The sequence below is a fragment of the Winogradskyella sp. KYW1333 genome (assembly GCF_003335675.1).
Lineage (GTDB): Bacteria > Bacteroidota > Bacteroidia > Flavobacteriales > Flavobacteriaceae > Winogradskyella.
In genome coordinates this window covers 107088-132504 of the sequence record NZ_QPHL01000010.1, presented here as the reverse complement: position 1 = coordinate 132504, position 25417 = coordinate 107088, and the positions used below count along the sequence as shown (strand labels likewise).

General features: G+C 34.1%; 18 protein-coding genes. 13 read left to right on the top strand and 5 right to left on the bottom strand.

Annotated features, from left to right (window positions below; translation table 11 throughout):
* Positions 1-9 precede the first annotated feature (9 nt).
* From DUZ96_RS01730 to DUZ96_RS01685, 10 genes are all read left to right on the top strand, one after another.
* Positions 10-1305 (top strand): glycosyl hydrolase family 17 protein, encoded by a 1296-nt coding sequence (locus DUZ96_RS01730; protein ID WP_114299863.1) that lies wholly within the window; start codon positions 10-12, stop codon positions 1303-1305.
* A 4-nt stretch (positions 1306-1309) separates the two neighbouring features.
* Entirely contained in the window at positions 1310-2794 is a 1485-nt protein-coding gene (locus DUZ96_RS01725) for a glycoside hydrolase family 30 beta sandwich domain-containing protein (protein WP_114299889.1), read from the top strand.
* Positions 2795-2805: 11 nt separating this feature from the next.
* The gene (locus tag DUZ96_RS01720; protein WP_258774289.1) at positions 2806-5157 is read left to right on the top strand and encodes an MFS transporter; all 2352 of its coding nucleotides are present in this window, start codon (positions 2806-2808) and stop codon (positions 5155-5157) included.
* 9 nt (positions 5158-5166) lie between these two features.
* A complete protein-coding gene (locus tag DUZ96_RS01715) occupies positions 5167-6087 on the top strand; it encodes a glycosyl hydrolase family 17 protein (protein WP_114299860.1) in 921 nt (306 codons plus the stop codon).
* Between the two features lie 11 nt (positions 6088-6098).
* Positions 6099-6992, top strand: a complete 894-nt coding sequence (locus tag DUZ96_RS01710; protein ID WP_114299858.1) for a glycosyl hydrolase family 17 protein — start codon at positions 6099-6101, stop codon at positions 6990-6992.
* Between the two features lie 86 nt (positions 6993-7078).
* The gene (locus DUZ96_RS01705; protein WP_114299857.1) at positions 7079-10378 is read left to right on the top strand and encodes a VCBS repeat-containing protein; all 3300 of its coding nucleotides are present in this window, start codon (positions 7079-7081) and stop codon (positions 10376-10378) included.
* Between the two features lie 205 nt (positions 10379-10583).
* The gene (locus DUZ96_RS01700; protein ID WP_114299855.1) at positions 10584-12716 is read left to right on the top strand and encodes a T9SS type A sorting domain-containing protein; all 2133 of its coding nucleotides are present in this window, start codon (positions 10584-10586) and stop codon (positions 12714-12716) included.
* Between the two features lie 161 nt (positions 12717-12877).
* Positions 12878-14215 carry a T9SS type A sorting domain-containing protein gene (locus DUZ96_RS01695; protein ID WP_114299854.1) on the top strand — a complete coding sequence of 446 codons (1338 nt, stop codon included), beginning with the start codon at positions 12878-12880 and terminating at the stop codon, positions 14213-14215.
* 70 nt (positions 14216-14285) lie between these two features.
* Positions 14286-16439: a thioredoxin domain-containing protein gene (locus DUZ96_RS01690; protein WP_114299852.1), complete on the top strand. Its 2154-nt coding sequence runs from the start codon at positions 14286-14288 to the stop codon at positions 16437-16439.
* A 55-nt stretch (positions 16440-16494) separates the two neighbouring features.
* Positions 16495-17499 (top strand): LacI family DNA-binding transcriptional regulator, encoded by a 1005-nt coding sequence (locus tag DUZ96_RS01685; RefSeq protein ID WP_114299851.1) that lies wholly within the window; start codon positions 16495-16497, stop codon positions 17497-17499.
* A 39-nt stretch (positions 17500-17538) separates the two neighbouring features.
* Here DUZ96_RS01685 and DUZ96_RS01680 read toward each other — a convergent pair whose 3' ends face one another.
* Positions 17539-17928, bottom strand: a complete 390-nt coding sequence (locus tag DUZ96_RS01680) for a hypothetical protein (protein ID WP_114299849.1) — start codon at positions 17926-17928, stop codon at positions 17539-17541.
* An 81-nt stretch (positions 17929-18009) separates the two neighbouring features.
* Positions 18010-19245: a 3-deoxy-D-manno-octulosonic acid transferase gene (locus DUZ96_RS01675; protein WP_114299847.1), complete on the bottom strand. Its 1236-nt coding sequence runs from the start codon at positions 19243-19245 to the stop codon at positions 18010-18012.
* Between the two features lie 118 nt (positions 19246-19363).
* On the opposite strand from DUZ96_RS01675, the gene DUZ96_RS01670 reads away from it, so the two are divergent.
* Genes DUZ96_RS01670 through DUZ96_RS01660 form a run of 3 tightly spaced genes read left to right on the top strand, consistent with a single transcriptional unit; the run spans position 19364 to position 22832 of the window.
* Positions 19364-20524, top strand: a complete 1161-nt coding sequence (locus DUZ96_RS01670) for a DegT/DnrJ/EryC1/StrS aminotransferase family protein (RefSeq protein WP_114299845.1) — start codon at positions 19364-19366, stop codon at positions 20522-20524.
* A gap of 3 nt (positions 20525-20527) precedes the next feature.
* Positions 20528-21547, top strand: coding sequence for a UDP-glucose 4-epimerase GalE (galE, locus tag DUZ96_RS01665; protein WP_114299843.1), 1020 nt, complete (start codon positions 20528-20530; stop codon positions 21545-21547).
* A 7-nt stretch (positions 21548-21554) separates the two neighbouring features.
* A complete protein-coding gene (locus tag DUZ96_RS01660) occupies positions 21555-22832 on the top strand; it encodes an amidohydrolase family protein (RefSeq protein ID WP_114299841.1) in 1278 nt (425 codons plus the stop codon).
* A gap of 2 nt (positions 22833-22834) precedes the next feature.
* On the opposite strand, the gene lspA is transcribed toward DUZ96_RS01660, so the two are convergent.
* Genes lspA through DUZ96_RS01645 form a run of 3 tightly spaced genes read right to left on the bottom strand, consistent with a single transcriptional unit; the run spans position 22835 to position 25203 of the window.
* Positions 22835-23329: a signal peptidase II gene (lspA, locus tag DUZ96_RS01655; RefSeq protein ID WP_114299839.1), complete on the bottom strand. Its 495-nt coding sequence runs from the start codon at positions 23327-23329 to the stop codon at positions 22835-22837.
* An 11-nt stretch (positions 23330-23340) separates the two neighbouring features.
* On the bottom strand, positions 23341-24234 hold the full coding sequence (fabD, locus tag DUZ96_RS01650) for an ACP S-malonyltransferase (RefSeq protein ID WP_114299837.1): 894 nt from the start codon (positions 24232-24234) through the stop codon (positions 23341-23343).
* Positions 24235-24270: 36 nt separating this feature from the next.
* Complete coding sequence (locus DUZ96_RS01645) at positions 24271-25203, bottom strand: dihydrofolate reductase (protein ID WP_114299835.1); 933 nt, start codon at positions 25201-25203, stop codon at positions 24271-24273.
* Positions 25204-25417 lie beyond the last annotated feature (214 nt).

Genomic DNA, 25417 nt, shown 5'->3' with positions numbered 1-25417 from the left:
TATAGTATCATGAAAAAAGGAAAAATAATCGTTTTTGTTTTGTCTTTATTTATCATGATATCTTGTAATGAAGAAAATAAAAAGGATCAAAGGTCTTTAACCCAAATAACGAAAGAAGTGACAGCAAAAGAGATATTAGGAAATCCGGATTACTTAGCTATTTCGTACGGAGGTTATCGTGAAAAATCTAGGGATAGTCAACCAACGATTCCGCAGTTAAAGAAAGATCTTAAAATATTATCAGCAATGGGAATTAAGGTACTTAGAACATATAATGTTCAACCTAAACTTCCACATGCTTCTAACGTATTAAAGGCAATCAGTGAGTTAAAGGCAGAAGACAAGAATTTCGAAATGTACGTCATGTTGGGTGCATGGATTGATTGTCTCAATGCATGGACAGATAAAGTGCCAAATCATGATGTAGAAAGCCCAAACAATGCTGGGGAAATAGATAGAGTTGTTGCATTAGCTAATAAATACCCAGATATAGTAAAGATTATTGCTGTTGGTAATGAGGCCATGGTAAAATGGGCAACCTCTTATTATGTACAACCAAGGATTATTTTAAAATGGGTAAATCAACTTCAAGATTTAAAGAAACAAGGTAAATTACCTAGAGATTTATGGATAACTAGTTCAGATGATTTTTCGTCTTGGGGTGGTGGAGATCCTGAATATCATGTTGAAGATTTGGAAAAATTGATTAGGGCCGTAGATTATATATCAATGCATACTTATCCTTATCATAATACGCATTATAATCCAGAATTTTGGGGTGTACCAGAGGCACATTCAAACATGCCAAATGCAACAAAAATTGAAATGGCTATGGAACGTTCTATAAAATTTGCTCAGAAACAATATGATAGTGTTACCAACTACATAAAAAGTTTAGGGATTAATAAACCTGTTCATATTGGTGAGACAGGTTGGGCTACCATATCTAATGGGCATTATGGGCCAAATGGTTCCAGAGCAACTGATGAGTATAAACAAGGTCTCTATTACAAGCAGATGAGACGTTGGACAAAGAGAACCAGAATTTCGTGTTTTTATTTTGAAGCGTTTAATGAACAATGGAAAGATTCGCAAAATGCCAAAGGATCAGAAAATCATTTTGGACTTTTTACAATCGATGGAAAGGCGAAATATCCTATTTGGGATTTAGTTGATAAAGGAATTTTTGAAGGTTTAACAAGAGATGGTAACGTTATATCAAAAACTTATGGGGGTGATAAAAATGCACTTTTAGAGGAAGTGTTAGTACCACCAGGTGAAAAAGAAATTATGGCTAACAGATAAAATTATGAAGTTACTTAGATTTAGTATTTGTTACCTAATAATTACAGCTATGAGTTGCAATGATCAAAAACAAAATGAGTTGATTGCTGATGTTTACGAGACTTCAGCAAGTGGCAACCAATTAACCCTAGTTGCTGAATTTGAAAAATTAGATTCATCAACAGTAATCAAAATTAACCCAGATAAAAAGTTTCAAACTATAACGGGATTTGGTGGATCTTTTACGGAGTCTTCCGCCTATCTTCTTAATAAACTCAGCAAGAAAAATAGAGATACTATTTTACAGGCATATTTTAGTGAAGAAGGAGCAAATTATTCACTGTGTAGAACGCACATGAACTCTTGTGATTTCTCATTAGGGCAATACTCCTATACGCCTTCAGAAGATAGAGAGCTAAAAGACTTCTCGGTGAAAGAGGATATGGATGATTTAATTCCTATGATAAAGGAGGCCAGTGCAATATCCAAAGATGGATTTAAGCTTTTTTCTTCACCTTGGACAGCACCGCCATGGATGAAGGATAATAAAGAATGGGTAGGAGGCAAATTATTACCTGAATACTACGATACTTGGGCACTGTTCTTTTCAAAATATGTTGACGCCTATAAAGATGAGGGTATTGATATTTGGGGTTTTACAGTGGAAAACGAACCATTAGGAAATGACAATAATTGGGAGAGTATGCATTATACTCCAGATGAAATGACAGACTTTGTTGTTAATCATTTAGGGCCACAATTAGAGGCAGATGGAAAAGGCAATCTAAAAATCCTAGGTTACGACCAGAACAGAGAGCATTTAAGTGAGTGGGTAGATTCCCAATTTAAAAACGAAAAAACTTCTAAATACTTTGATGGTACTGCTATTCATTGGTATGCAAGCACTTATGAAATTTTTGCAGATGAGCTACAAAATGCACATAATAAAGCTCCGGATAAACTTCTAATCCAGTCCGAAGCTTGCGTTGATTCTGAAGTTCCTGTTTGGAAAGATGATGCATGGTATTGGAAAAAAGAAGCCACAGATTGGGGTTTTACATGGGCTCCAGAAAAAGACAAATATTTACATCCTAAATATGCACCAGTAAACCGTTATGCAAGAGATATAATAGGTTGTCTAAACAACTGGGTTGACGGTTGGGTAGATTGGAACATGGTTTTAGATACTAAAGGCGGGCCAAACTGGTTTAAAAATTGGTGTATTGCTCCGGTTATTGTAAATCCGGATACCGACGAAGTTTACTTCACACCACTTTATTATACTATGGTACACTTTAGTAAGTTTATTAGACCAGGAGCTGAGGTAATTGGTGTAGATAAAACCGATAATGACCTTTTGGTTTCAGCATCGAAAAACACGGATGGTTCTATAGCAATTGTAGTTTTTAATGAAAGCTTAGATAAAAAAAGTTTTGTTTTAAATGTTGATAATACCTTAAAGGCTATTACCATTAACGCTCAAGCTATTCAGACAATCATGATAAATTAAAATTAAATTTTATGAAAACCAATTTAAATACACACCATAAAGTTCCAATGGCACAAAAAATAGCATTTGGAGTTGGAATGTTTGCAAATCAAATGTTCCCTGCTATTCTAGGAATTTTTATGGTAGTATTAGTACAAGATTTAGGTTTTCCGGGTTGGATGTGGTCACTAATTTATTTTTTTCCTAGAATCTTTGATTCAATAACAGATCCGATTATGGGCTTTATTTCTGATAATACAAAATCAAAATGGGGTAGACGCCGACAGTACGTCTTAATTGGTGGTGTTATTATGGGTGTTGCATATATTTTTATGTGGCAACTCTTTAAGGAAAATACATTAGAATTTAATTTCTGGTACTTTTTTATATGGTCCATAGTATTTTATTTAGGGTTGACATTTTTTAGTGTACCCTATGTAGCTATGGGCTATGAAATGAGTGATGATTTTCATGAGCGGACAAATATTATGGCAATTGCACAATGGATAGGCCAATGGGCTTGGGTAATTGCACCGTGGTTTTGGGTGATAATGTATGACCCTGAATGGTTTCCCTCTGCAGATGTAGCCGTACGGGAATTGGCAATTTGGGTAGCAATACCCTGTGCTATATGTGCCATAGTGCCTGCTATTTTCATCAAAAGCGAATCAACACTTGAAAAAAAATATGAGCCACTTAATCTTTCTAATATTGGTAATAGCTTATTATCTATTTTCTTAAGCTTTAAAGACGCCTTTAGTATAAGTGAATTCAGAAAGTTATGCTTTTCAACATTTTTAATTTTCAATGCATTTAACACAGTAGCCTCCCTTACATTTTTTGTTATAGTATATAAATTATTTAATGGAGATGCTGACGCTTCTGGAATTTGGGTGTCACTTTTTGGTTGTTTAGGAGCCTTAGGAACAACCTTTATAGTAATACCAATCGTTACTAAAATGTCAAAATTTTATGGTAAGAAAAAGGCATTTATGATATCACAGAGTATATCAATTATCGGGTATGTCCTGTTATATTTTCTTTTTATTCCAGGTAAACCTTGGTTATATATAATTGCTTTACCATTTTTCTCTTTTGGTATAGGAAGTTTATTTACCATAATGATGTCTATGACTGCTGATGTTATCGATATTGATGAATTGAATTCTGGTTTAAGAAGAGAGGGAATATTTGGAGCAATTTATTGGTGGATGGTTAAAGTAGGATTTGCCATTGCAGGAGCATTGAGTGGTGTTATTATTGCTATTGTTGGCTTCAACCCAGATGTATTAGCTTCCGAGCAAGAGTCTGCTGTTAATGGGTTACATTTATTTTTCTGCTTTTTCCCTATGGCGGGTACCATTTTAGCGATGTATATTATGAAAGATTATAGTATTGATGAAAATCGTGCAAATGAAATAAGAGAGCAACTTAAAAAGCGTAAAATTAATACTACTGAAGTAGTCTCTGTATACAAAATTGGTCAATTGCATAATTTTACATCCGTTAAGATAAACGATAGATTAGCATCAGATCAAAACTTTCGATTAATGCCTAAAGCCAAGCAATTAGAACTCTTCAATGCTACTTTAGATGAAGGTCTTTATGGTTTGTGTTTTAGTCCATACAGAGAGGACCAAAATATTGGAGATGTACTGACCGAAGATCAAATTAGGGAGAGAATGGATATTATTAAGCCATACACTAAATGGGTTCGTTCCTTTTCATGTAGAGATGGAAACGATTACATTCCTAAAATTGCTAAGTCAAAAGGTCTTAATACAATGGTAGGTGCTTGGATAGGTGATAATGCCGAAGAAAATGATAAGGAAATTGCAGCACTTATTAAAATGGCAAAAGAAGGGCTTGTTGATATTGCGGTCATAGGTAATGAAACCCTAATGCGCAATGATTTGAATGAAGAAGAAATATTAAATTACTTAGCAAAAGTTAAGCAAGAGCTACCACAAATTCAAATTGGTTATGTGGATGCTTATTATCAATTTATTCAACGTCCAAAGTTGGTAGATACGTGTGATTTAATTTTAATTAATTGTTATCCATTTTGGGAAGGAGGTAAAATAGAGTTTGCCTCTAACTATATTAGTGAAATGTATAAAGCAACAGAAAGCATAGCAAATGGTAAACCTATTATTATTACTGAGACAGGGTGGCCAAACCGCGGTACTAATGTAGGTGATGCACTACCTTCTAATACTAATGCCATGGAATATTTTGTTAACGTTAATTCATGGGCAAAAGCAAAAAACATACCTCTATTCTATTTTTCTTCTTTTGACGAATCTTGGAAAGTCCATCATGAAGGAGATGTCGGTGCTCGTTGGGGTTTATGGGATAAAAACGAACAACTGAAATTTAAATAAAAACACATTATGTCATATAGAGAAGAATCATACCACAAATACACAAGTTACAGCCAAATCACTACTAAGGGTTTGGATCAATCAAAATTTTCATCAGAAGAATTAAGAAATAAATGGCTTAAAACAATTAATGATGGTTTTCATGGTATTTGTTTTAGTATGTATGAAGATGGTCAAGAACCTGGTGATGATATAAGCTATGATCAGGTTGAGCGTCGCATAAAAATATTAAACCCTTATGTGAAGGCTATCCGGTCATTTTCGTGTATTGAAGGCAATGAATACATTCCTGTAGTTGCTAAAAAGCATGGACTAAAAACACTAGTTGGTGCATGGTTAAGCGATGACAAAGAGGATAACGAAAAAGAAATAGAAGGATTAATATCCCTGGCAAAGGACGGTTATGTCGATGTAGCGGCAGTAGGAAACGAGGTGCTATATCGCAATGATTTAACTAAGGAGGAATTATTAGGTTACATAAAACGTGTTAAGGACGCTTTAAAAGGTCTAGATATTCCTGTTGGATATGTTGATGCTTATTATGAGTTTTCACGTCATCCCGAAATCGTAGAGAATACAGACATACTGCTTGCAAACTTATATCCATTCTGGGAAGGTTGTCCAATAGAATATGCCCTAGGTCATATGCAAGCCATGTATGGTCAGGTAGTTGATGCAGCGCAAGGTAAACCAATCATTGTTACTGAAACAGGTTGGCCAAGTGAAGGGGGTGGTTATCAAGGTGCTATTTCTGGTGAAACTGCGGCTATGAAATATTTTATAGACACCATAGAATGGACTAAAACCAATGATATACCGATTTTTTATTTCTCCTCATTTGACGAATCATGGAAAACAGGAGATGAAGGCGATGTTGGTGCATATTGGGGTTTATGGGATAAAAACGAACAACTTAAATTTAAATACTAATAAAAAAGACAATGTCCCATAGGGAAGAAAAACATTTTGCACTAGCCTCAATAGATTATCAAGGCATGTCACTAAGAGATTTAAGGTCTATGTTCAAAAAGACTTTAAAAAAAGGTGTGCATGGTTTGTGTGCTAGCCCATATGGAGAAGGACAAAAACCAGGTGATCTATTGTCTGAAGCCCAAATAAGACGCAGATTAAAAAAAATAAGACCCTACACAAAATGGATTCGTTCTTTCTCGTGCACAGATGGTAATGAATTGATACCTGAAATTGCCAAGGAATTGGGCATGAAAACGCTTGTTGGAGCTTGGTTAGGGGATGATTCAGAGATTAATAAAAAAGAATTAGAAGGCTTAATTAGTCTTTGTTATGAAGGTTTGGTAGATATTGCAGCAGTTGGTAATGAAGTTATGTATAGAGGAGATTTAACCGAAGCACAACTACTTGAAAAATTGCATTATGTTAAGACTTCAATAAAAGAACTAGATATACCTGTAGGCTATGTAGATGCCTATTACGAGTTCGAAGAAAGGCCAGCTGTCACAGAAGCCTGTGATATTATATTGGCAAACTGTTATCCGTTCTGGGAGGGCTGTGACCTTGATTATTCTCTAATATATATGAAAGACATGTATAATAGGGCCAAACGTGCAGGTCATGGAAAACGAGTGGTTATTACCGAGACGGGTTGGCCAAGTCAGGGGACGCCATTACATGGTGCATTTCCATCAGAGGAGAACGCCATAAAGTACTTCAATAATACCCAAAAATGGTCTCAAGAGGAAAATATAGAGATATTTTATTTCTCTGCCTTTGATGAATCCTGGAAAATCGATGCAGAAGGTGATGTAGGTGCCTATTGGGGACTTTGGGACAAGAACGAGAAACGAAAGTATCAATAATTACATTTATTTAACATTTCTCATCCAATTTATAATTTAAATTAGTTTTTTCATTTAATTATCTTTACAGTTTTAATAAATATGTGATGAAAAGGATTATTTATAAACTACTAACCGGTTTACTAGTAATGTGTTTCCTTGTTTTTGGTTGTAGCGATCAACCTACTCGTGATTTATATCCGGAGGAACTTGTTGGAGGTTTTGAATTATTGCCTGTAGAAAGAACAGGTATAGATTTCAGTAATACCATTAAAGAATCTACCTATTTTAACCATTTTTACTACAGTCAAATTTATGTAGGTTCTGGTGTTGCTATAGGGGATGTCAATAATGATGGTCTTGCTGATATTTTCTTTGGTGGAAACCAAGTTGAAGACAGATTGTACCTTAACAAAGGCGATTTTGAGTTTGAGAATATTACTAAAAAATCTAAGGTAGCTCGAAATTCTGGGTGGACGTGGGGAGTGACCATGGCAGATGTTAATGCTGATGGGTATTTAGATATCTACCTAAGTAGAAATGGACTTTCTTCTAATCCATCTGAACGCAGAAATTTACTCTACATCAATAATCAAGATTTGACCTTTACCGAGGCTGCTCAGAAGTATGGCTTAGCAGATGTCGGGTTTTCTACCCAGGCTGTATTTTTTGACATGGATAATGACGGTGATTTGGATATGTATCAGGTGAATCAACTTGCTGATAAGAAGTTATTACTCATTAATAAGATACCACGTGAACAGTTTAAGTTTTTTAAGGACCGACTTTATAAAAATGAGAACGGTAGATTTAGGGACGTATCGGAAGAGTCTGGAATCTCAAGAAATGTTGCTTATGGTTTAAGTGTAAATGCATCTGATTTTAATGGTGACGGATGGATGGATTTATATATAGCTAACGACTACTCAGAACCTGACTTTATGTATTATAATAATGGTGATGGTACATTTACCAATGTGATAAACGAAAAGTTAAAGCACATTACCCAGCTTAGTATGGGCTCTGACACAGGTGATATAAATAATGATGGATTGATAGATTTAATCACTACCGATATGACGCCAGAAGATCATTACAGATCTAAAACAAATATGGCGTCAATGAGTACTGAGAAATTTAATTCTATGGTAGAGGCTGGTGCACATTATCAATATATGACCAATACACTTCAGATAAACACAGGTTTAGGAACATTTTCTGATATTGGAAATATAGCAGGAATAGCTTATACAGATTGGAGTTGGGCAAGTTTAATGGTAGATCTTGACAATGATGGCTTAAAAGATATTTTAGTATCAAATGGGATTAAAAAAGATGTAGACAATAATGACTATAAATTAAAGTTAAGTAATCTTAAAAATGACATTCCTGCTGAGGATTTATTTCAGTTGAGTAAAAGTGCCCCTTCTCAACCAATATCAAACTATGCGTTTAAAAATTTAGGCAATTTTAAATTTAAGAAAGTAAGTAAAGAATGGGGGTTTGATATTCCAAGTTTTTCTAACGGGATGGCTTATGGAGATTTGGATAATGATGGGGATCTTGATGTTATCACTAACAATATTGACGCTCCTGCTTTTGTTTATGAAAATAAGACTACGGGTAATTTTTTAAAGGTAAAAATTAAGGGAGAAGGAAATAACACCTTTGGTATTGGGGCAAAAGCTAAAATATACCATAATGGTAAAATTCAAATAGCAGAGAATACCGTAACAAGAGGATTTATTTCTTCAGTAGAACACGATCTGTTTTTTGGATTAGGTAAGGATACTGAAATTGAAAAGGTTGAGGTAATCTGGCCTAATGGTAAAGTTAATATTTTTGAAAATATCAAAGCTAATCGTGTAATTAAAGCTGATATTGCAGATGCCAAGGCAATGAAATTAGATAGTGAAAAAAGTAACCTATTTTTTGAAAACATTGATGTTCAAGACCTAGGTTTGGATTTTACCCATAAAGAAAATGAATATGATGATTGGAAAGAACAAGTGTTATTGCCACATAGGTTGTCTCAAAATGGCCCTTTTTCCGCTATAGCAGATATTAACGGAGATGGATTAGAAGATCTCTTTGTGGGCGGAGCTAAAGACCAATCAGGTGTGCTGTACATTCAAAATAGTTTAGGTAAGTTCTCTAAGAATAGTTCACAACCCTGGAGGATAGATAAAGAATCCGAAGATTTGGGTTGTCTATTTTTTGATGCAGATGGTGATAGTGATTTAGACTTATATGTGGCAAGTGGCGGTAATGAATTTAGGCAAGGTGATGTCGCCTTATTAGACAGATTGTACATCAATGATGGGAACGGAAATTTCAGAAAAAGCATAAGTGCTTTACCACAGATAAAAGAGAGTACACAGACTGTAAAAGCGTCCGATATAGATAAAGACGGTGATTTAGATTTATTTGTAGGTACAAGATTAATTTCAGGACAATATACCTTTCCTGCTGATAGTTACTTGCTTCTAAATGTGGATGGAAAATTCATAAAGGCATCTTCGGAAATGGCACCTGCTCTTCAAAATATTGGTATGGTAACGGATGCTGTATTTACTGATGTCAACAATGATGGAACGAAGGATTTGATGATTGTTGGTGAATGGATGGAACCAAAAATTTTAATTAATAATGGTAATATTTTTGAAGATAAATCCTATGATTACGGTTTAGAGGGATTAAGAGGTATGTGGTGGTCTATCACTGCCTCCGATTTAGATGGCGATGGTGATGACGATTATGTGTTGGGTAATTTGGGGAAGAACAACAAATTTAAAGCAACAGAAGAACACCCATTTAAAGTATATGCCAATGATTTTGATAATAATGGGACGAACGATGTTGTCTTAGCTAAATTTTATAAGGATGATTATGTACCGGTTCGAGGACGTGAATGTACAAGCCAACAAATGCCTTATGTAGCAGAAAAATTTGAGGATTATCACAGTTTTGCCTCGTCAAAATTATTTGAAATTTTACCAGAGGATAAAGTTGACGATGCCGTTATTTATGAGATTAAAAGTTTTGAGAGTATTGTTTTAATAAATGAGGGACATCAATTTGTAAGAAAACCGCTTCCTAATGCTGTACAGATTTCACCAATTAAGTCGTCTTTAGTGATTGATGTAAATAAAGATGGCATATTGGATATCATGGTAGCTGGGAATCATTACGGAGTTGAGGTTGAGACCACCAGATACGATGCAGGCTATGGGGCCGTACTTTTAGGAACAAGCAACGGTAATTATCTGGTACAATCACCAAAACAAAGTGGCTTTTATGTACCTTTTGATAGTAGACATATATCCCAAATAACAATCAATGGACAAAAAACCATACTAGTTACAAATAATAATGAGAAATTAAAATTATTCAATTCTAAGGGATAATTTATAAGATTGTACAGTTATTATTTGGTGTCTTAATTTACGCTATTAATCATAAAATACTGTAAATCAATAATTTGTAAAAAAATCGTAATTACCTTCCAAACGTTAAAAATTGACTTGTATAGTTTTTGTATAGGTTGTTTATAGCTGTTAATTGCTAAATAATACCTTTCTTAGTCAAAATAATTAACTAAAATAAATTAACATGAAAAAAATTACACTACTATTGATGAGTCTATTTATTGTAGGTTTATCATTTGGTCAAGTAGTTCTTGAAGATTTTGATGGTGACGCACCAACGTGGACGGCATCTGGAAATCTTGGAGAAGCTTCATTTGACGTAGACCCTGATGATGCAGGTAATGCCGTTGCAAAACTCGTTTCGTCCGCAGCTGGTGATCCCTGGCAACAGGCCGATTTACTTATGCAGTCAAATTACATCGACATGACTCCGTCATCAGTTGTATCTGTTAGAGTATATTCGGACACTCCGATAAATGTATTATGTAAGCTAGACCAAGAAAAAGACGGCGGTGGTTTCGATACCACTCAAACGCAACATGATGGAACAGGATGGGAGGTATTAGATTTTGATTTTTCTGTAAACGACGCAGATGGTCAAGCAGGAAACGGAGCCGATGCTGGGGGACAATATGAAAAAATTTCCTTTTTCCCAGGTTGGGCAGGTAATGGTACTGGAACAAATACTACAAATGCTAATTGGAACAATGCAGTTGATGGTACAACTCTTTTAATAGATGATATTACAGCCTATCAAGGAGATGCGTTAGTAGCAGAGCCAGGCCCAATAGCAGGCCCAACGGCTCCACCGGTCAGAGATGCGGCAAATGTTGTATCCATTTATGGCGGTAACGAAAATAGTTACACAGATATTACTTCACCAGTTATCGATTTTCCTACATTCAATGGTTCAGTATTTAACGGTGCGGTAGCGCTAGATGATGGTGCTAATGTTTTAAGTTGGAGTAATAGTGCTTTTACAGGCATCGGAAACGGAGCTGGTGGCATCAATGCTGACGGTATGGAGTTTTTACATTTAGATTTTTACACAACCTCAGATTTAACAGGGAGACCTTTGAAAATAAAATTTGAGGACGGTGTGTCCAATCAGGAGATTGAAATTCCGGGAGGTGGCGTTCTTGCTGCAGATCAATGGCATTCTGTAGATGTAGATTTATCAGCTTACACTAATATTAACTTTTCTAGTCTTACTTACATCGTAATAGTAACCTATTCGGTGCCATTTTCTGTAGATTTCTGGGCAGACAATATTTATTTCTATAAAGAACCGTCTGATGACGCATCAAACTCAAAATTAGCAGATTTAACAGTTGATGGTGTTACTATAGATGGTTTTTCTGGTAATACAACTACTTATGAATATGCAGTACCATCAGGTACAACAGATGTCCCTACTATAGCTGCAACTTCAGAAATTGCTGGTGCAAACGTATTTGTAACTCAAGCAACAGGTATTCCTGGAACAGGAACTGTTACATGTGTAGCAACAAATGGAACAGACTCAACTGAATATACAGTAACTTTTGTTGAACAAGGCCCTGGTGAAGCGGCGCCAACACCACCTGCAAGAGATGCTGGAGATGTAGTGGCTTTCTATTCTGATGCATATCCAGACTCTATTGATACCGGATATGGACAGGTAGATGTTTTTGGTTTCCGTGCTGAAGAAAATATCGGAGGCGATAATTTTTATAATTGTGGCGCAGGTTTTCAGTATAACTATTATGCTGGTGGTGGTTCTGTTGATTTATCGGGAACAACACACTTACATTTTGATTATTATGTAGACAGTGCTCCTGTTGGAGCAGTCATTGGGATACAACTAATAGACGATAATAATAACAACTTTTATCAAGTTACAGATTTTGCCGCAGGTAGAGCGATCGGAGCATGGACATCGGTAGATGTGCCTTTTGGTGATTTTATCAATGCCGGTGGTGGTACAGACTATTCTGCTGTTAAATTAGTGCAGGTAAATGTTATTAATTTTAGTGAAGCAACCCCTGCATACATAGATAACCTTTATTTTTATAATGATGGTTCTTTAAGTACTGAAAACTTTGAAACTACTGAGTTTACAGCCTTTCCAAATCCAACTAAAAATGTATGGAATATTAAAGGAAATAATGTTTTAAATTCCGTTTCTGTTTATGATGTGTTAGGTAAAAATGTTATAAACTTAGAACCAAATACTAATGAAGTTGAAATTGATGCAACAACATTTAAGACTGGATTATACTTTGCAAGAATAGAAAGTGTAAATGGTACTAAAACTATAAAGCTTATTAAGAACTAATAGCATAACTTATAGTTAGAAGAAAGTGGGTGGGTATAATTTATATCACCCACTTTTTTTTTACATGTCAAACAAGTAAACGATCTAAAGCTTTTTTAATTTAAACAAACCTAAATAGAAATAATAACTAAATTCTAAATCAATATAAAATAGATAATATCATGAAAAAATTAATATGGATATTCTTCGCTTTCTGTGCTTTATCTTACGGGCAAAATCAAGATTACGAATTCAATTTTGAACCTGATGGTCAAGATGGTGATAGATGTAATTGGCTCACTTTTGAAAATATTGCATCACCACAAATTATAGATAATCCAGATCCTGACGGCGTAAATAATACAATATCAAAAGTATTAAAGGTAATTGCACCAGCTAGTGGAGGCCAATGCTATTCTGGCGTAAATAATTCTAGAGAGTTAGCAGTATTTGGAGAATGGGACATCACCCAATCAAATGATAATATTATTTCATTTGATATAAACAAAAATTATATCGGTACCGTGGGTGTTCAAATGATTGGTAGAGATGGTTCTTCACCTGTCAATATCACAAATCAAAATGTGAATAATACTATTGTTAATGAGTGGATTACTCTAACATACACCATACCTGCAGTCCCTCCAGGTTTAGGTGCTAACGTAACTGCATTTGTTATTTTTATAGATTGGACCTGTGGTGGTCCAGATAGAACACAAGATGCGATACTTCATGTTGATAATATTAAGTTTAATGCTAATAAGGTTCTAGACCCTCCAACACTTAATCAAAATCTTATTAGTAGCTTAACAGAAGATTTTGAGTCTACTACGTCCTTTTTAGCAGATGAAGCTAGTGATTTTGGAATTGTTACTAACCTTGACAATACAGGCATAAATACCAGTAATAACTGTTTTGAAATTGCAGGAGTTAATGACGCCCTTTATACTAATGCGCAACTAAGCTTAACTCCACCAGAGACTTTAGATTTTTGTTCTGAAAAAGGATTTTCTGTGATGGTGCGTGGCCCAAGAGCTTCAGTGGTTAGTCTAAAGGTTGAAGAAAATCAAGTAGGTGCATTATTAAACCAAACCTATACAGATGTTGGTAATTGGCAAGAATTAAATTATGATTTTTCAGCATTTCAAAATAGAAATTGGAATAGAATAGTATTGTTTTTTGATATTGAAGCTAATCCAAGTGCTAATGCTAATGACGATATATTTTTATTTGATAATTTAAATTTTAATACTCTAGATGCTTTGAGTATTAGCGAATATAATTTACAACTTGTAAGAGTAAATCCAAATCCCACTAAAAATTATTGGCACGTAGAAGCCTTAAATAGTGAAATTTTAACATCAATTATTATTTATGATCTTTTGGGCAAGGAGGTTCTTAATTATAAACCAATGGGCTCCAGTTTTTCTATAAATGCATCAAATTTTAAAAATGGAATATATTTGGCTAAGTTAAACAGCCTAAAAGGTAGTCAAACTTTTAAATTAATGAAAAATTAGAATTTAATTGAAGCATTAATTAAACAATGGATACTTTATTTGTATTACTGTTTTTAAGTGAAATTAATTTATGGATTTGAAAGTGATACAATTTTCTTTGATTAGAATAGCACAAATTTTACTTGGCTTTTCAATTTTTATATTGGTTATAAATTGTAATCAAAAAACAGATGTTTTAGTTCAAGAAGAAAAAAAAGGCAAACCAAATGATTTAATTAAGGAGACCAGCCCTTATTTATTACAGCACGCTTACAATCCTGTAAATTGGAAAGCTTGGAACGATGAATCATTAGCACTTGCCAAAGTACAAAATAAACTAATTGTTATATCGGTTGGTTATTCTGCCTGTCATTGGTGCCATGTGATGGAAGAGGAAAGTTTTGAAAACGACTCTGTTGCTAAATTAATGAACGAGAAGTTCATTAATATAAAGGTAGATCGAGAAGAACGGCCAGATGTAGATCAAGTATATGTTAATGCTGTAACCTTAATGACAGGTAGTGCGGGCTGGCCTTTAAATGTCATCGCACTGCCAGATGGTAAGCCCGTTTTTGGAGGTACTTACTTTACCAAAGACCAGTGGTTAAAAGTTTTAGAACAGACGTCTTCACTTTACGAAACTGAACCACAAAAAATGATTGCCTACGCCGAACAGCTTACCGAAGGTGTTAAAAAAATGGATTTAATAGAAGTCAACTATGATGAAAATCCATTTAAGGAATCGCAATTAGAAAATATGGTTGCTAACTTAAAGACGAATTTGGATTTTGAATTAGGTGGTCAGAAAAAGGCACCTAAATTTCCAATGCCAAGCCATCTGAATTTTTCATTACGATATGCACATCATTATAACGATCAGCAACTTTTAGAGTATGTCACCACTTCATTGGATAAAATGGCTAATGGTGGCTTATACGACCAAATTGGAGGTGGTTTTTCAAGGTATTCCGTAGATGATAAATGGCATGTGCCGCATTTTGAGAAAATGCTTTATGATAATGCACAATTAGTTAGTACATATGCTAATGCATATAAGTTAACAGGTAATAAGTACTACAAACAAATTATTACAGAGACTTTAAACTTTATTAAAAATAAAATGACATCTACGGAAGGCACATTTTATTCATCAATTGATGCGGATAGTAAAAATGAAAGTGATGAACTGGAGGAAGGTGTTTACTATACTTGGACAAAGGAAGAATTAAAGACTATTCTAAAAGAAGACTATGAATTGTTCAAGCAATATTATAACATAAATAATATTGGGTTTTGGGAAAAAGGTCATTACATTTTGTATAGGATAGAATCTGATTCTCAGTTTATAGAAAAGAATCAATTAGACCCAATTCAATTTAGTTCAAAACTAAGTGAATGGAAAAAATTGTTATTGGTTGAAAGGGATAAGCGAAAATCACCAAGATTAGATGGTAAGGCATTGACATCATGGAATGCAATGATGTTAAATGCGTATTTAGATGCCTATAAAGCAATTGGTGAAAATGAATATTTGCAAATAGCGTTAAAAAACGCAGAATTTATAAGAGATAAACAACTACAAAATAACGGTCAATTATTGCACAGTTATAAAGATGAAATCAGCTCAATTGATGGATTTTTAGAGGATTATGCGCATGTAATTAGTGCTTTTATCAATTTATATCAAGTGACTATGGACAGGTCATGGCTAAACCTTGCAAAAGACGTAATGGATAATTCAATAAAACATTTTCAAAATAAAGAAAACAGTATGTTTTATTTTACCTCAAATAATGGCTCCAATTTAATTGCAAGAAAAACCGAAGTTTATGACAATGTAATACCTTCATCTAATTCAGTTCAGGCGAAGAACCTATTTCAATTGGGTTTATATTTTTATGATAAAGAGTATTCAAAATTAGCTAGGCAAATGTTGAGTAATGTGAGTAATGATATTGAAAAATCACCAACAGCATTTACAAATTGGTTAAATTTATATTTAAACTATGTAAAACCATTTTATGAAGTTGCTATTAGTGGTCCAGAAGCAAAAATAAAATTGAAAGATATCAATACTGCTTATTTACCAAATATAATTGTTGCTGGATCAACTAATGATGATGATTTACCATTATTAATTAATAAATTTGCGGAAGGTAATACATCAATATTTGTATGTGTAAATGGGACCTGTAAGTTACCAGTACAAGAAGTGAAAATGGCCATTAATCAGATTAATAAATAAATTAGTGACCTCAATCGTAAAAAAATATTGATAGTTATTTAAGAATATAGTATTTATGACCACATTAAAAGAATTAGCAAAGCTTCTAAATATATCTGTATCAACAGTATCCAAGGCTTTGAATGACAGTCATGAGATTAGTGAGCAAACCAAGATTAGGGTGCACGAGTTAGCAGAAAAACTCAACTATAAACCCAATAGAATTGCACAGCAACTCAAAACAAACAAAACCAAGACTATTGGAGTTATCCTTCCGACAGTGATAAATCCTTTTTTTGCCGAAGTATTGCATGGTTTAGAGAAAGCTGCTTCTAAGAATGACTATGATATTATCGTTTGTTTGTCGGAAGAAAATGTTGAAAAAGAGGCCAGAAGTTTAGAGTTATTATCTAGTGGGAGTGTTGATGGGTTTATTATCGCAGTAGCAAGAGAAACTCAAGTTAAGGCAAAATGGGATCATATAGAATCTATAATAAATAGAAAAATCCCTGTACTATTGTTTGATCGGGTGATACAAGACATAGTTTGTGATAAGGTTATCGTTGATGATTTTCAATCCGTATACGAAGCGACTAAATACCTCATTGAAAAAGAACATCGAAAGAATATTTTATTAATAAGTAATGTTGAAGAGCTGAGCGTTGGGAAACTCCGAATGAAAGGTTATCAGCAGGCTTTAGAAGAGTATAATCTTCCGGGTGAAATCCTTAAATTAGATAATGAACCGAAGGTGAATCAGGTGATGTATGATTATCTAAAAGAACATAATAAAATTGATGCCATTATTTCTAATGATCATGTTACTGGAATTGTAGCTATTAATATGGCGAGACGACTAGGGCGAAAGATTCCAGATGATATTTCAGTTATTGGTTTTGGATATGAAAATACTCAGATTATATCCAGTCCTAAGATTTCAATTATTCATCAAAAGGCATTTGAGATTGGCGAAATGTCAATTAAGCTACTAATTGAAAATCTAAGTAATGAAGCTCATGAGTTACAAACTATTGTAGTGCCAAGTGAGCTCAAATTAAGTGGGTCCACAAAAAAAGCCTGATCTCACCACCAAGCTTAACTAAGTATTTTTTATTGGTATTTAATTACCAATACTTCCTTTTGCTTCGTCTACTGCATCGTTCCCTGCTTCTTGAGCTTTTTCAATGGCGTCATTTCCGGCCTTCTTTACTTTGTCTACAGTGTCATTAGCAATATCTTTAGCTTTGTTAGCCATATCTTCTGCACCTTCTTTAACAGCATCAATAGCATCATTAGCAGCGTCCTCAGCACTATCAAGTGCATCACTTGCTACATCTGTAGCATCTTCTAATGCCTCACTGGTAGCGTCTTTAGCGTCGTTAACAGCATCACTAGCAGAATCTGCTTCTTTTTCTACAGCATTTTCTGTTTTTTCTTTTGTCTCTCTACAAGAGTTTAATGACAATCCTAGAGCCACAACTAGTGCTAAACTCAATACAATTCTTTTCATGTTAATAGTTTTAGTATTAATTGTTATAGTACGAGAATAGAAATTTTAACATTTTAATTGCTATTTCTCGATGTTATGACCTTAAATATGAATATAATCTAGTATTTGGATTACCGCACCTTTATTTTCTTTAATGTAATTGGAATTAATGGAACCCATTTCTCTACGTTTGGATACATTTTTTAATAATGAAGTCACAATTTTATTAAACTCCTGTTTTGAAGATACAGAAACTAGACCGTTCGAAGCCATAAGCGTTTTGGCTTCAGGAAACTTATCGAAATTTTTACCAATAATAATCGGTATTCCAAATACAGCAGGTTCTAATATATTATGTAATCCGGTATTTCCAGCGCCACCACCAACATAAGCAATATCTGCATGACTGTAAACCTTGGACAAATATCCTATGGTGTCTAAAATAAAAACATTAGAATCATTAAGATTTTTAGTTTCCATTGCAGAATAGCAAACGTTACTGACAGTCAATTGTGATTTAAGTGAGGTAATATAATTTGGCTTGATATTATGAGGAGCAATGATATATTTTATATCCTTTGACGAATTATTATTAATAAAGTCTAAATATAATTTATCGTCTTCGGGCCAAGTGCTTCCAAAAACAACACACAGCTTATTATTGATAAACTTTTCAATGAAAGGAAGTGAATTGTCAATTCTCAGTTGATTTGTAACCCTATCGAATCTTGTGTCTCCAGAAACTGATACGTTTTTATATTGAATGCTTCCCAACAGTATTTTTGATTTTTCATCTTGGGTGAAAATATGCTTGAATGCAAATAATGCCTTACGTCTTAAACTACCATACCACTTAAAAAAACTATGGTTTTCTCTAAAAAGTGTAGAAATAAGTATTCCATTAAAATTTCGTCTTTTTATTTCACCAAGAAAGTTTGGCCATATTTCATATTTGACAAATATGATGTATGACGGGTTTGTCAGATCTAAAAATCGTTTTGCGTTTTGAGCTGTATCTAAGGGCAAGTAAACCACAACATCTGCGATATCAGCATTTTTCCGTACTTCATATCCAGACGGTGAGAAAAAACTGAGGACAATTTTATAATTTGGATGTCTTTTTTTCAATGCTTCAAATACAGGAAGGCCCTGTTCATATTCTCCCAATGAAGCACAGTGAAACCAAAACACTTTGTCGTTTTCAGAAATTGAAGATTGGAGAAGTTTAAATGTTTCCTTTCTGCCATTAACACCAAGTTTTAATTTTTGATTATAAACTGCCAAAATCTTAATTAAAACACTGGTAATATAAATCCCTATGTTATAAAGTAGCCTCAATAGTTGAAATTTGTGCTAAAATACATTTCTTTCAATTAATTGCATTGGCTTAGCAATTACAATTTTGTATTTTCGCTCTAGTCGTACTTTAAGAAACGATTAAATTCAAATCTTCAGAATGAAAAAAATCCAAATGGTTGACCTTCAGAGTCAATACGCTAAAATTAAAGATGTTGTAGACCCTTCAATTCAAGAGGTTATGGAAAGTGCAGCATTTATAAATGGTCCAAAAGTTCATCAATTTCAGAAAAACCTGGAAGAATATTTAGGAGCAAAACATGTTATTCCTTGTGCTAATGGTACCGATGCACTGCAAATTGCTATGATGGGCTTAGGGTTAAAACCAGGAGATGAGGTAATTACAGCAGATTTTACATTTGCAGCAACTGTAGAGGTTATTGCATTATTACAGTTAACACCTGTTTTAGTAGACGTTAATCCTGTAAGTTTTAATATTGATGTGGATGCTATTGAAAAAGCGATTACTCCTAATACAAAAGCAATTGTTCCGGTTCATCTTTTTGGATTAGCCGCTAATATGGATCAAATTTTAGATCTTGCTAAAAAGTATAACTTATATGTTATAGAAGACAATGCTCAAGGAATTGGTGCAAACTACACACGTAAAGATGGGTCAAAAATAAAAACTGGTGTTATTGGAGATGTAGCATCAACTTCTTTTTTTCCATCAAAAAATTTAGGTTGCTATGGTGATGGAGGAGCTATTTTTACCAACAATGATGATTTGGCCCATACTATAAGAGGAATTGTAAATCATGGTATGTATAAGCGTTATCACCATGATGTGGTGGGAGTGAATTCTAGATTAGATTCAATCCAGGCTGCTGTCCTAGATGCAAAACTACCTCATTTAGATTCCTATAATGATACCAGACGTAATGCAGCAAGAAAGTACAATGAGGCATTTAAGGACCATCCTAAAATTACTATTCCTTCAGGAAGAACAGAGTGTGAAGGAATTTGTAGTACTTGCGATTGTCATGTATTTCATCAATATACATTAAAATTAAAGGATGTAGATAGGGATGCCTTAGTTGCACATTTAAACGAGAATAATATTCCTTGTGGTGTTTATTACCCTATTCCTTTACATAATCAGAAAGCTTATGTAGACGAGCGATATAATGAAGCAGATTTTACAGTAACGAATGAACTTGTAAAATCAGTCATATCATTACCAATGCATTCTGAACTTGATGATGAGCAAATTAATTTTATTTCCAACACAGTACTAAATTTTATAAATTCCAATTCTTAATTAATGAAAGTATTAGTGACAGGTGGTTTAGGTTTCATAGGATCTCACACCGTAGTTGAACTTCAAAATAAAGGCTTTGAGGTTGTTATTATTGACAATCTAAGTAACTCTTCAATTGATGTTATCGAAGGCATTACAAAAATTACTGATAAGCGACCTGTATTTGAGCAGTTAGATTTAAGAGATAAGCAAAGTACAGATCAGTTTTTTGAAAAGCATAATGATATAACAGGTGTTATTCACTTTGCAGCTAGTAAGGCGGTAGGTGAAAGTGTAAAAGAGCCTTTAATGTACTATGAAAATAATATTAATACCCTAGTTTACATGTTGCAAAATTTATGTCAACTAAATAATAAAAATTTTATTTTTAGTTCTTCATGTACAGTTTATGGGCAAGCAGATGAGTTACCTATTACAGAATCTGCTCCCGTTAAACCAGCAGAATCTCCTTATGGAAATACCAAACAAATAGGTGAGGAAATCATAAGAGACACCTGTAAGGTAAATGAAGACTTAAATGCAATCGCATTGAGATATTTTAATCCAATCGGAGCACATCCTTCCTCCGATATTGGTGAATTACCAATTGGAGTTCCTCAAAACTTAGTGCCTTATATTACCCAAACTGGAGTTGGAATGAGAGATCAATTAGCTGTTTTTGGAGATGATTATCCTACTGAGGATGGTACATGTATTAGAGATTATATTCACGTTGTGGATCTTGCCAAAGCACATGTTATTGCATTAGAACGTCTTATCGAAAACAAAAGTCTCTCTAATTATGAAGTGTTTAATTTAGGCACTGGAAAAGGGAGTTCTGTATTAGAAGTTATTCAATCTTTTGAAAAGGTATCAGGCCGAAAATTGAACTATAAAATTGCGGAAAGAAGAGAAGGTGATGTGATTTCAGCGTATGCAGACACAACACATGCCAATAAAGTCCTGGGTTGGAAAACAGAATCTTCTTTAGATGATGCCATGGCGTCCGCCTGGAATTGGGAGAAAAAAATAAGAAATAAATAGAATCAATATGAAGACTTTACTGAACATCTTAGCATTTACAATTACTCTAACAATAGTGGCACAAAACACCTATTTGCACTGTGGTAATATTATAGATACTAAATCGGGTAAAGTTTTAAATGAAAAAACAATCGTTATAAAAGGTAATACTATTGTTTCTGTAAATGACGGTTTTATTACTTCAGATAATGCAAATGATGTTATTGTTGATTTAAAATCTAAAACGGTAATGCCTGGATTAATTGATATGCATGTACATATCGAAGGCGAAACAAGTCCGACGCGTTATTTGGATCGTTTTACAAAGAATAAATCTGATGTGGCATTCGTTTCTGCAGAAATTGCAAATAGAACACTATTATCTGGCTTCACTACGGTTAGAGACTTAGGAGGGTCTGGTGTAAATGTTTCTTTACGTGATGCAATAAATAAAGGAATAGTATCTGGCCCTAGAATCTATACTGCTGAAAAAGCTATTGGGACAACAGGTGGGCACGCCGACCCAACAAACGGCATGCGTAAAGATTTAATGGGAGATCCCGGTCCTGCTGAAGGTGTTATTAATAGCCCAGAAGATGCTAGAAAAGCTGTAAGACAACGTTACAAAAATGGAGCAGATTTAATTAAAATTACAGCAACTGGTGGTGTTTTGAGTGTAGCAAAAAATGGTCAGAATGCCCAGTTTACTCAAGAGGAAGTAAACGAAATAGTCAAAACAGCAGAGGAATACGGAATGGTTGTAGCTGCTCATGCCCACGGCAAAGAAGGTATGAAGCGTGCAGTTATAGGTGGCGTGCAAACTATTGAGCACGGTTCCTTTATGGATGCAGAAGTTGCCAAATTAATGAAAGAGAATAATACGTATCTGGTACCAACTTTATCTGCAGGCAGATACGTTGAGGAGAAAGCTAAAATACCAAACTATTATCCAGATGTAATATTACCAAAAATTGCAAGTACTATGGACGTTCTTGATGATACTTTTAGCATGGTAGTTAAAGAAAATGTTCCAATAGCTTTTGGTACTGATGCAGGTGTTTTTCCTCATGGCGAAAATGCAAAAGAATTTATTTATATGGTAGAGGCTGGCTGGTCACCTATGTTCAGTATTAAATCTGCAACAATTACTAATGCCAAATTATTGGGCATGGAAGACAAACTAGGAGTCATAGAGTCTGGCTACTTAGCTGATATTATTGCGGTAGACGAAGATCCTACCAAGGACATTTCTACAATGGTAGAGGTCTCTTTCGTAATGAAAGATGGTGTTGTTTATAAGAAATAATGTTAAGACTCTTTTTTCGTTTTATTAAATACACCACTGAATAATAACATAATCATTCCTGTTGTTACAGATAAATCTGCGACATTAAAAATACCGGTTTTGATAGTCTCAGTGATTTTAATAAAGAAAAAATCGGTAACCTGACCATAAACAATTCTATCGAATACATTAGCGATTCCGCCACCAACTATACAACAAAAAGCAATTAAACTTGTTCGATCTAGGTCTTTGGTTTTTACGATGTAATAAATGACATAACCAAGGACTACAGTTGGTAAGATTAATAGAAAAATTAATTTCAAGGTAGGATTCATATCACTACCCATACCTAAAAAAGCTCCTTTATTTTCTACCCAAATTAGTTGAAAGTAGTCTTTAATGATGTCAATTTTACCACGTGCGCCTTCAATCATATTAGACCTAACAATTGTTTTTGAGATTTGGTCAATAGCAATATTAAAAGCTATAAGTAGGGTAATAAATACGTTTCTATTCAAAATGGATGATGTTAGGTGTTAGAATCTAAAGTGGCAGAAGAAGTTTCAGCCTCTCTATGTATTTTTTTAACTAGGCCTTGCAATACCCTGCCAGGTCCTACTTCTGTAAAATGTGTAGCACCATCAGCCACCATTTGTTGCACAGACTGTGTCCAACGTACGGGTGCCGTTAACTGAGAAATTAAATTACCTTTTATTTCATTTTCATCTGTAATTGCCGAAGCAGTTACATTTTGGTATATAGGACAATTAGGCTTACTAAAATTTGTGTTTTCAATGGCGCTTGCCAATTGTTCTCTTGCTGGTTCCATCATAGGAGAGTGAAATGCACCACCAACAGGTAATACTAATGCTCGTCTTGCACCTTCTTCCTTGAGGGTCTCACAGGCTTTATGTATTGCTTCAATTTCTCCTGAAATTACCAGTTGACCTGGGCAATTATAATTAGCAGCAACTACAACTCCTTCAGTCATTGCACATACTTTTTCTACAATGTCATCATCTAATCCTAATACAGCTGCCATTGTACTTGGTTGTAACTCACACGCTTTTTGCATAGCCTGTGCACGCTGTGAAACTAATTTTAATCCATCATCAAATGTTAACGCGCCATTTGCTACCAAGGCAGAAAATTCACCGAGTGAATGACCTGCAACCATATCTGGTTTAAAGTTATCTCCAATTGTTTTGGCAAGAATTACAGAATGAAGAAATATTGCAGGCTGTGTAACTTTAGTTTGCTTAAGATCTTCTGCAGAGCCTTCAAACATAATATCAGTGATATGAAATCCTAATATGCCATTCGCCTTTTCAAATAACTCTTGTGCTAATGGTGATTTTTCATAGAGATCTAATCCCATGCCTGGGAATTGAGCACCTTGTCCTGGAAATATATATGCGTTCATTTCGATTTAAAATTAGTGATGCAAAAATAGGAATATTTATTTTCTCATATAGGATACAAATGAAAAGGCATGTGCATGTTTTTCATCGGCATCATGTAATGTTCTGCTAACCTCTTTCCATATGGATTTATCAATTTCTGGGAAAAAAGTATCAGCATTATCAAAAGTAGCGTGAACTCTAGTGATTTCGAGTTTATCGGCAAGGCTAATGGATTGCTTGTATATTTCTCCACCACCTATTACAAAAGGGTGGTCGTCATTTTTAGCAGCATCAATTGCATCTTCTAAGCTATTTACAATAATTACACCTTCAGGAGCCTTATAGTCTTCTTGTCTCGTAATAACAATATGTGTACGATTAGGAAGAGGCTTCGGAAAGCTTTCAAAAGTTTTACGCCCCATTATAATATGATGCCCATTGGTTAATTTTTTAAATCGTTTAAGATCATTGCTTAAATGCCAAATGAGGTCATTGTCTTTACCAATAGCGTTATTTTCTCCTGCTGCAACAATAACTGTTAATTCCTTAGTCTTTTTTTTTTTTGAAATCTTGGGTTGAGATTGTACTTCATTATAGGCTTGAGACTGCGCTATTTTAGATTCTTCTTTTAGAAAATCCTTTTTTAAGGCATCTATGCGTGATTGCTGCAAGTTTACAAGCTTATCTAACTGTAATTTTTCCCATTCTTTACCCATGAATTTATTGGTTATAAACACATTAATAAAGTGATATATAAATAGAAAAAGCCAAGCCAATATGGCATAAACAAACCAATTAACACCGGCAATGGTAAAATCTTTGCCAATTCCTAATACTGTATTAGCAATAATCAAGAACACAGCACCAATAAGAAAAACAATAAAATGAATATATAGACGTTTTTTTTGCCTTATTCTTTTTTGTGCATATTTAATGAGTTCTAATTGATCTTTATCTATTGAAGAAACTTGTTTTTTCTTTCCAAACATAACTGAAATTTGAATGGTTAAAGATACCTAATTTTCACTAAAACGTTTTAGTTTTCCTCAGAGCTTAGAATCGTTAGTTTAACGCAAACGATATAGTTGATAATCAGGGCTTAATGACAATTAAATAACGTTGACAATCTCATAAAATTAGTCTTATAAAAATATGTACTTTATCAAAAATATAAGTCTATTTTATGAAAATAATAATTCTTTG

Coding starts and splice junctions, on each gene's coding strand:
- DUZ96_RS01685 (WP_114299851.1), top strand. CDS start 16,495: ATGACCACATTAAAAGAATTAGCAAAGCTTCTAAATATATCTGTATCA.
- DUZ96_RS01725 (WP_114299889.1), top strand. CDS start 1,310: ATGAAGTTACTTAGATTTAGTATTTGTTACCTAATAATTACAGCTATG.
- DUZ96_RS01670 (WP_114299845.1), top strand. CDS start 19,364: ATGAAAAAAATCCAAATGGTTGACCTTCAGAGTCAATACGCTAAAATT.
- DUZ96_RS01720 (WP_258774289.1), top strand. CDS start 2,806: ATGAAAACCAATTTAAATACACACCATAAAGTTCCAATGGCACAAAAA.
- fabD (WP_114299837.1), bottom strand. CDS start 24,234: ATGAACGCATATATATTTCCAGGACAAGGTGCTCAATTCCCAGGCATG.
- galE (WP_114299843.1), top strand. CDS start 20,528: ATGAAAGTATTAGTGACAGGTGGTTTAGGTTTCATAGGATCTCACACC.
- DUZ96_RS01690 (WP_114299852.1), top strand. CDS start 14,286: ATGGATTTGAAAGTGATACAATTTTCTTTGATTAGAATAGCACAAATT.
- DUZ96_RS01645 (WP_114299835.1), bottom strand. CDS start 25,203: ATGTTTGGAAAGAAAAAACAAGTTTCTTCAATAGATAAAGATCAATTA.
- DUZ96_RS01700 (WP_114299855.1), top strand. CDS start 10,584: ATGAAAAAAATTACACTACTATTGATGAGTCTATTTATTGTAGGTTTA.
- DUZ96_RS01695 (WP_114299854.1), top strand. CDS start 12,878: ATGAAAAAATTAATATGGATATTCTTCGCTTTCTGTGCTTTATCTTAC.
- DUZ96_RS01705 (WP_114299857.1), top strand. CDS start 7,079: ATGAAAAGGATTATTTATAAACTACTAACCGGTTTACTAGTAATGTGT.
- DUZ96_RS01680 (WP_114299849.1), bottom strand. CDS start 17,928: ATGAAAAGAATTGTATTGAGTTTAGCACTAGTTGTGGCTCTAGGATTG.
- DUZ96_RS01730 (WP_114299863.1), top strand. CDS start 10: ATGAAAAAAGGAAAAATAATCGTTTTTGTTTTGTCTTTATTTATCATG.
- DUZ96_RS01715 (WP_114299860.1), top strand. CDS start 5,167: ATGTCATATAGAGAAGAATCATACCACAAATACACAAGTTACAGCCAA.
- DUZ96_RS01710 (WP_114299858.1), top strand. CDS start 6,099: ATGTCCCATAGGGAAGAAAAACATTTTGCACTAGCCTCAATAGATTAT.
- DUZ96_RS01660 (WP_114299841.1), top strand. CDS start 21,555: ATGAAGACTTTACTGAACATCTTAGCATTTACAATTACTCTAACAATA.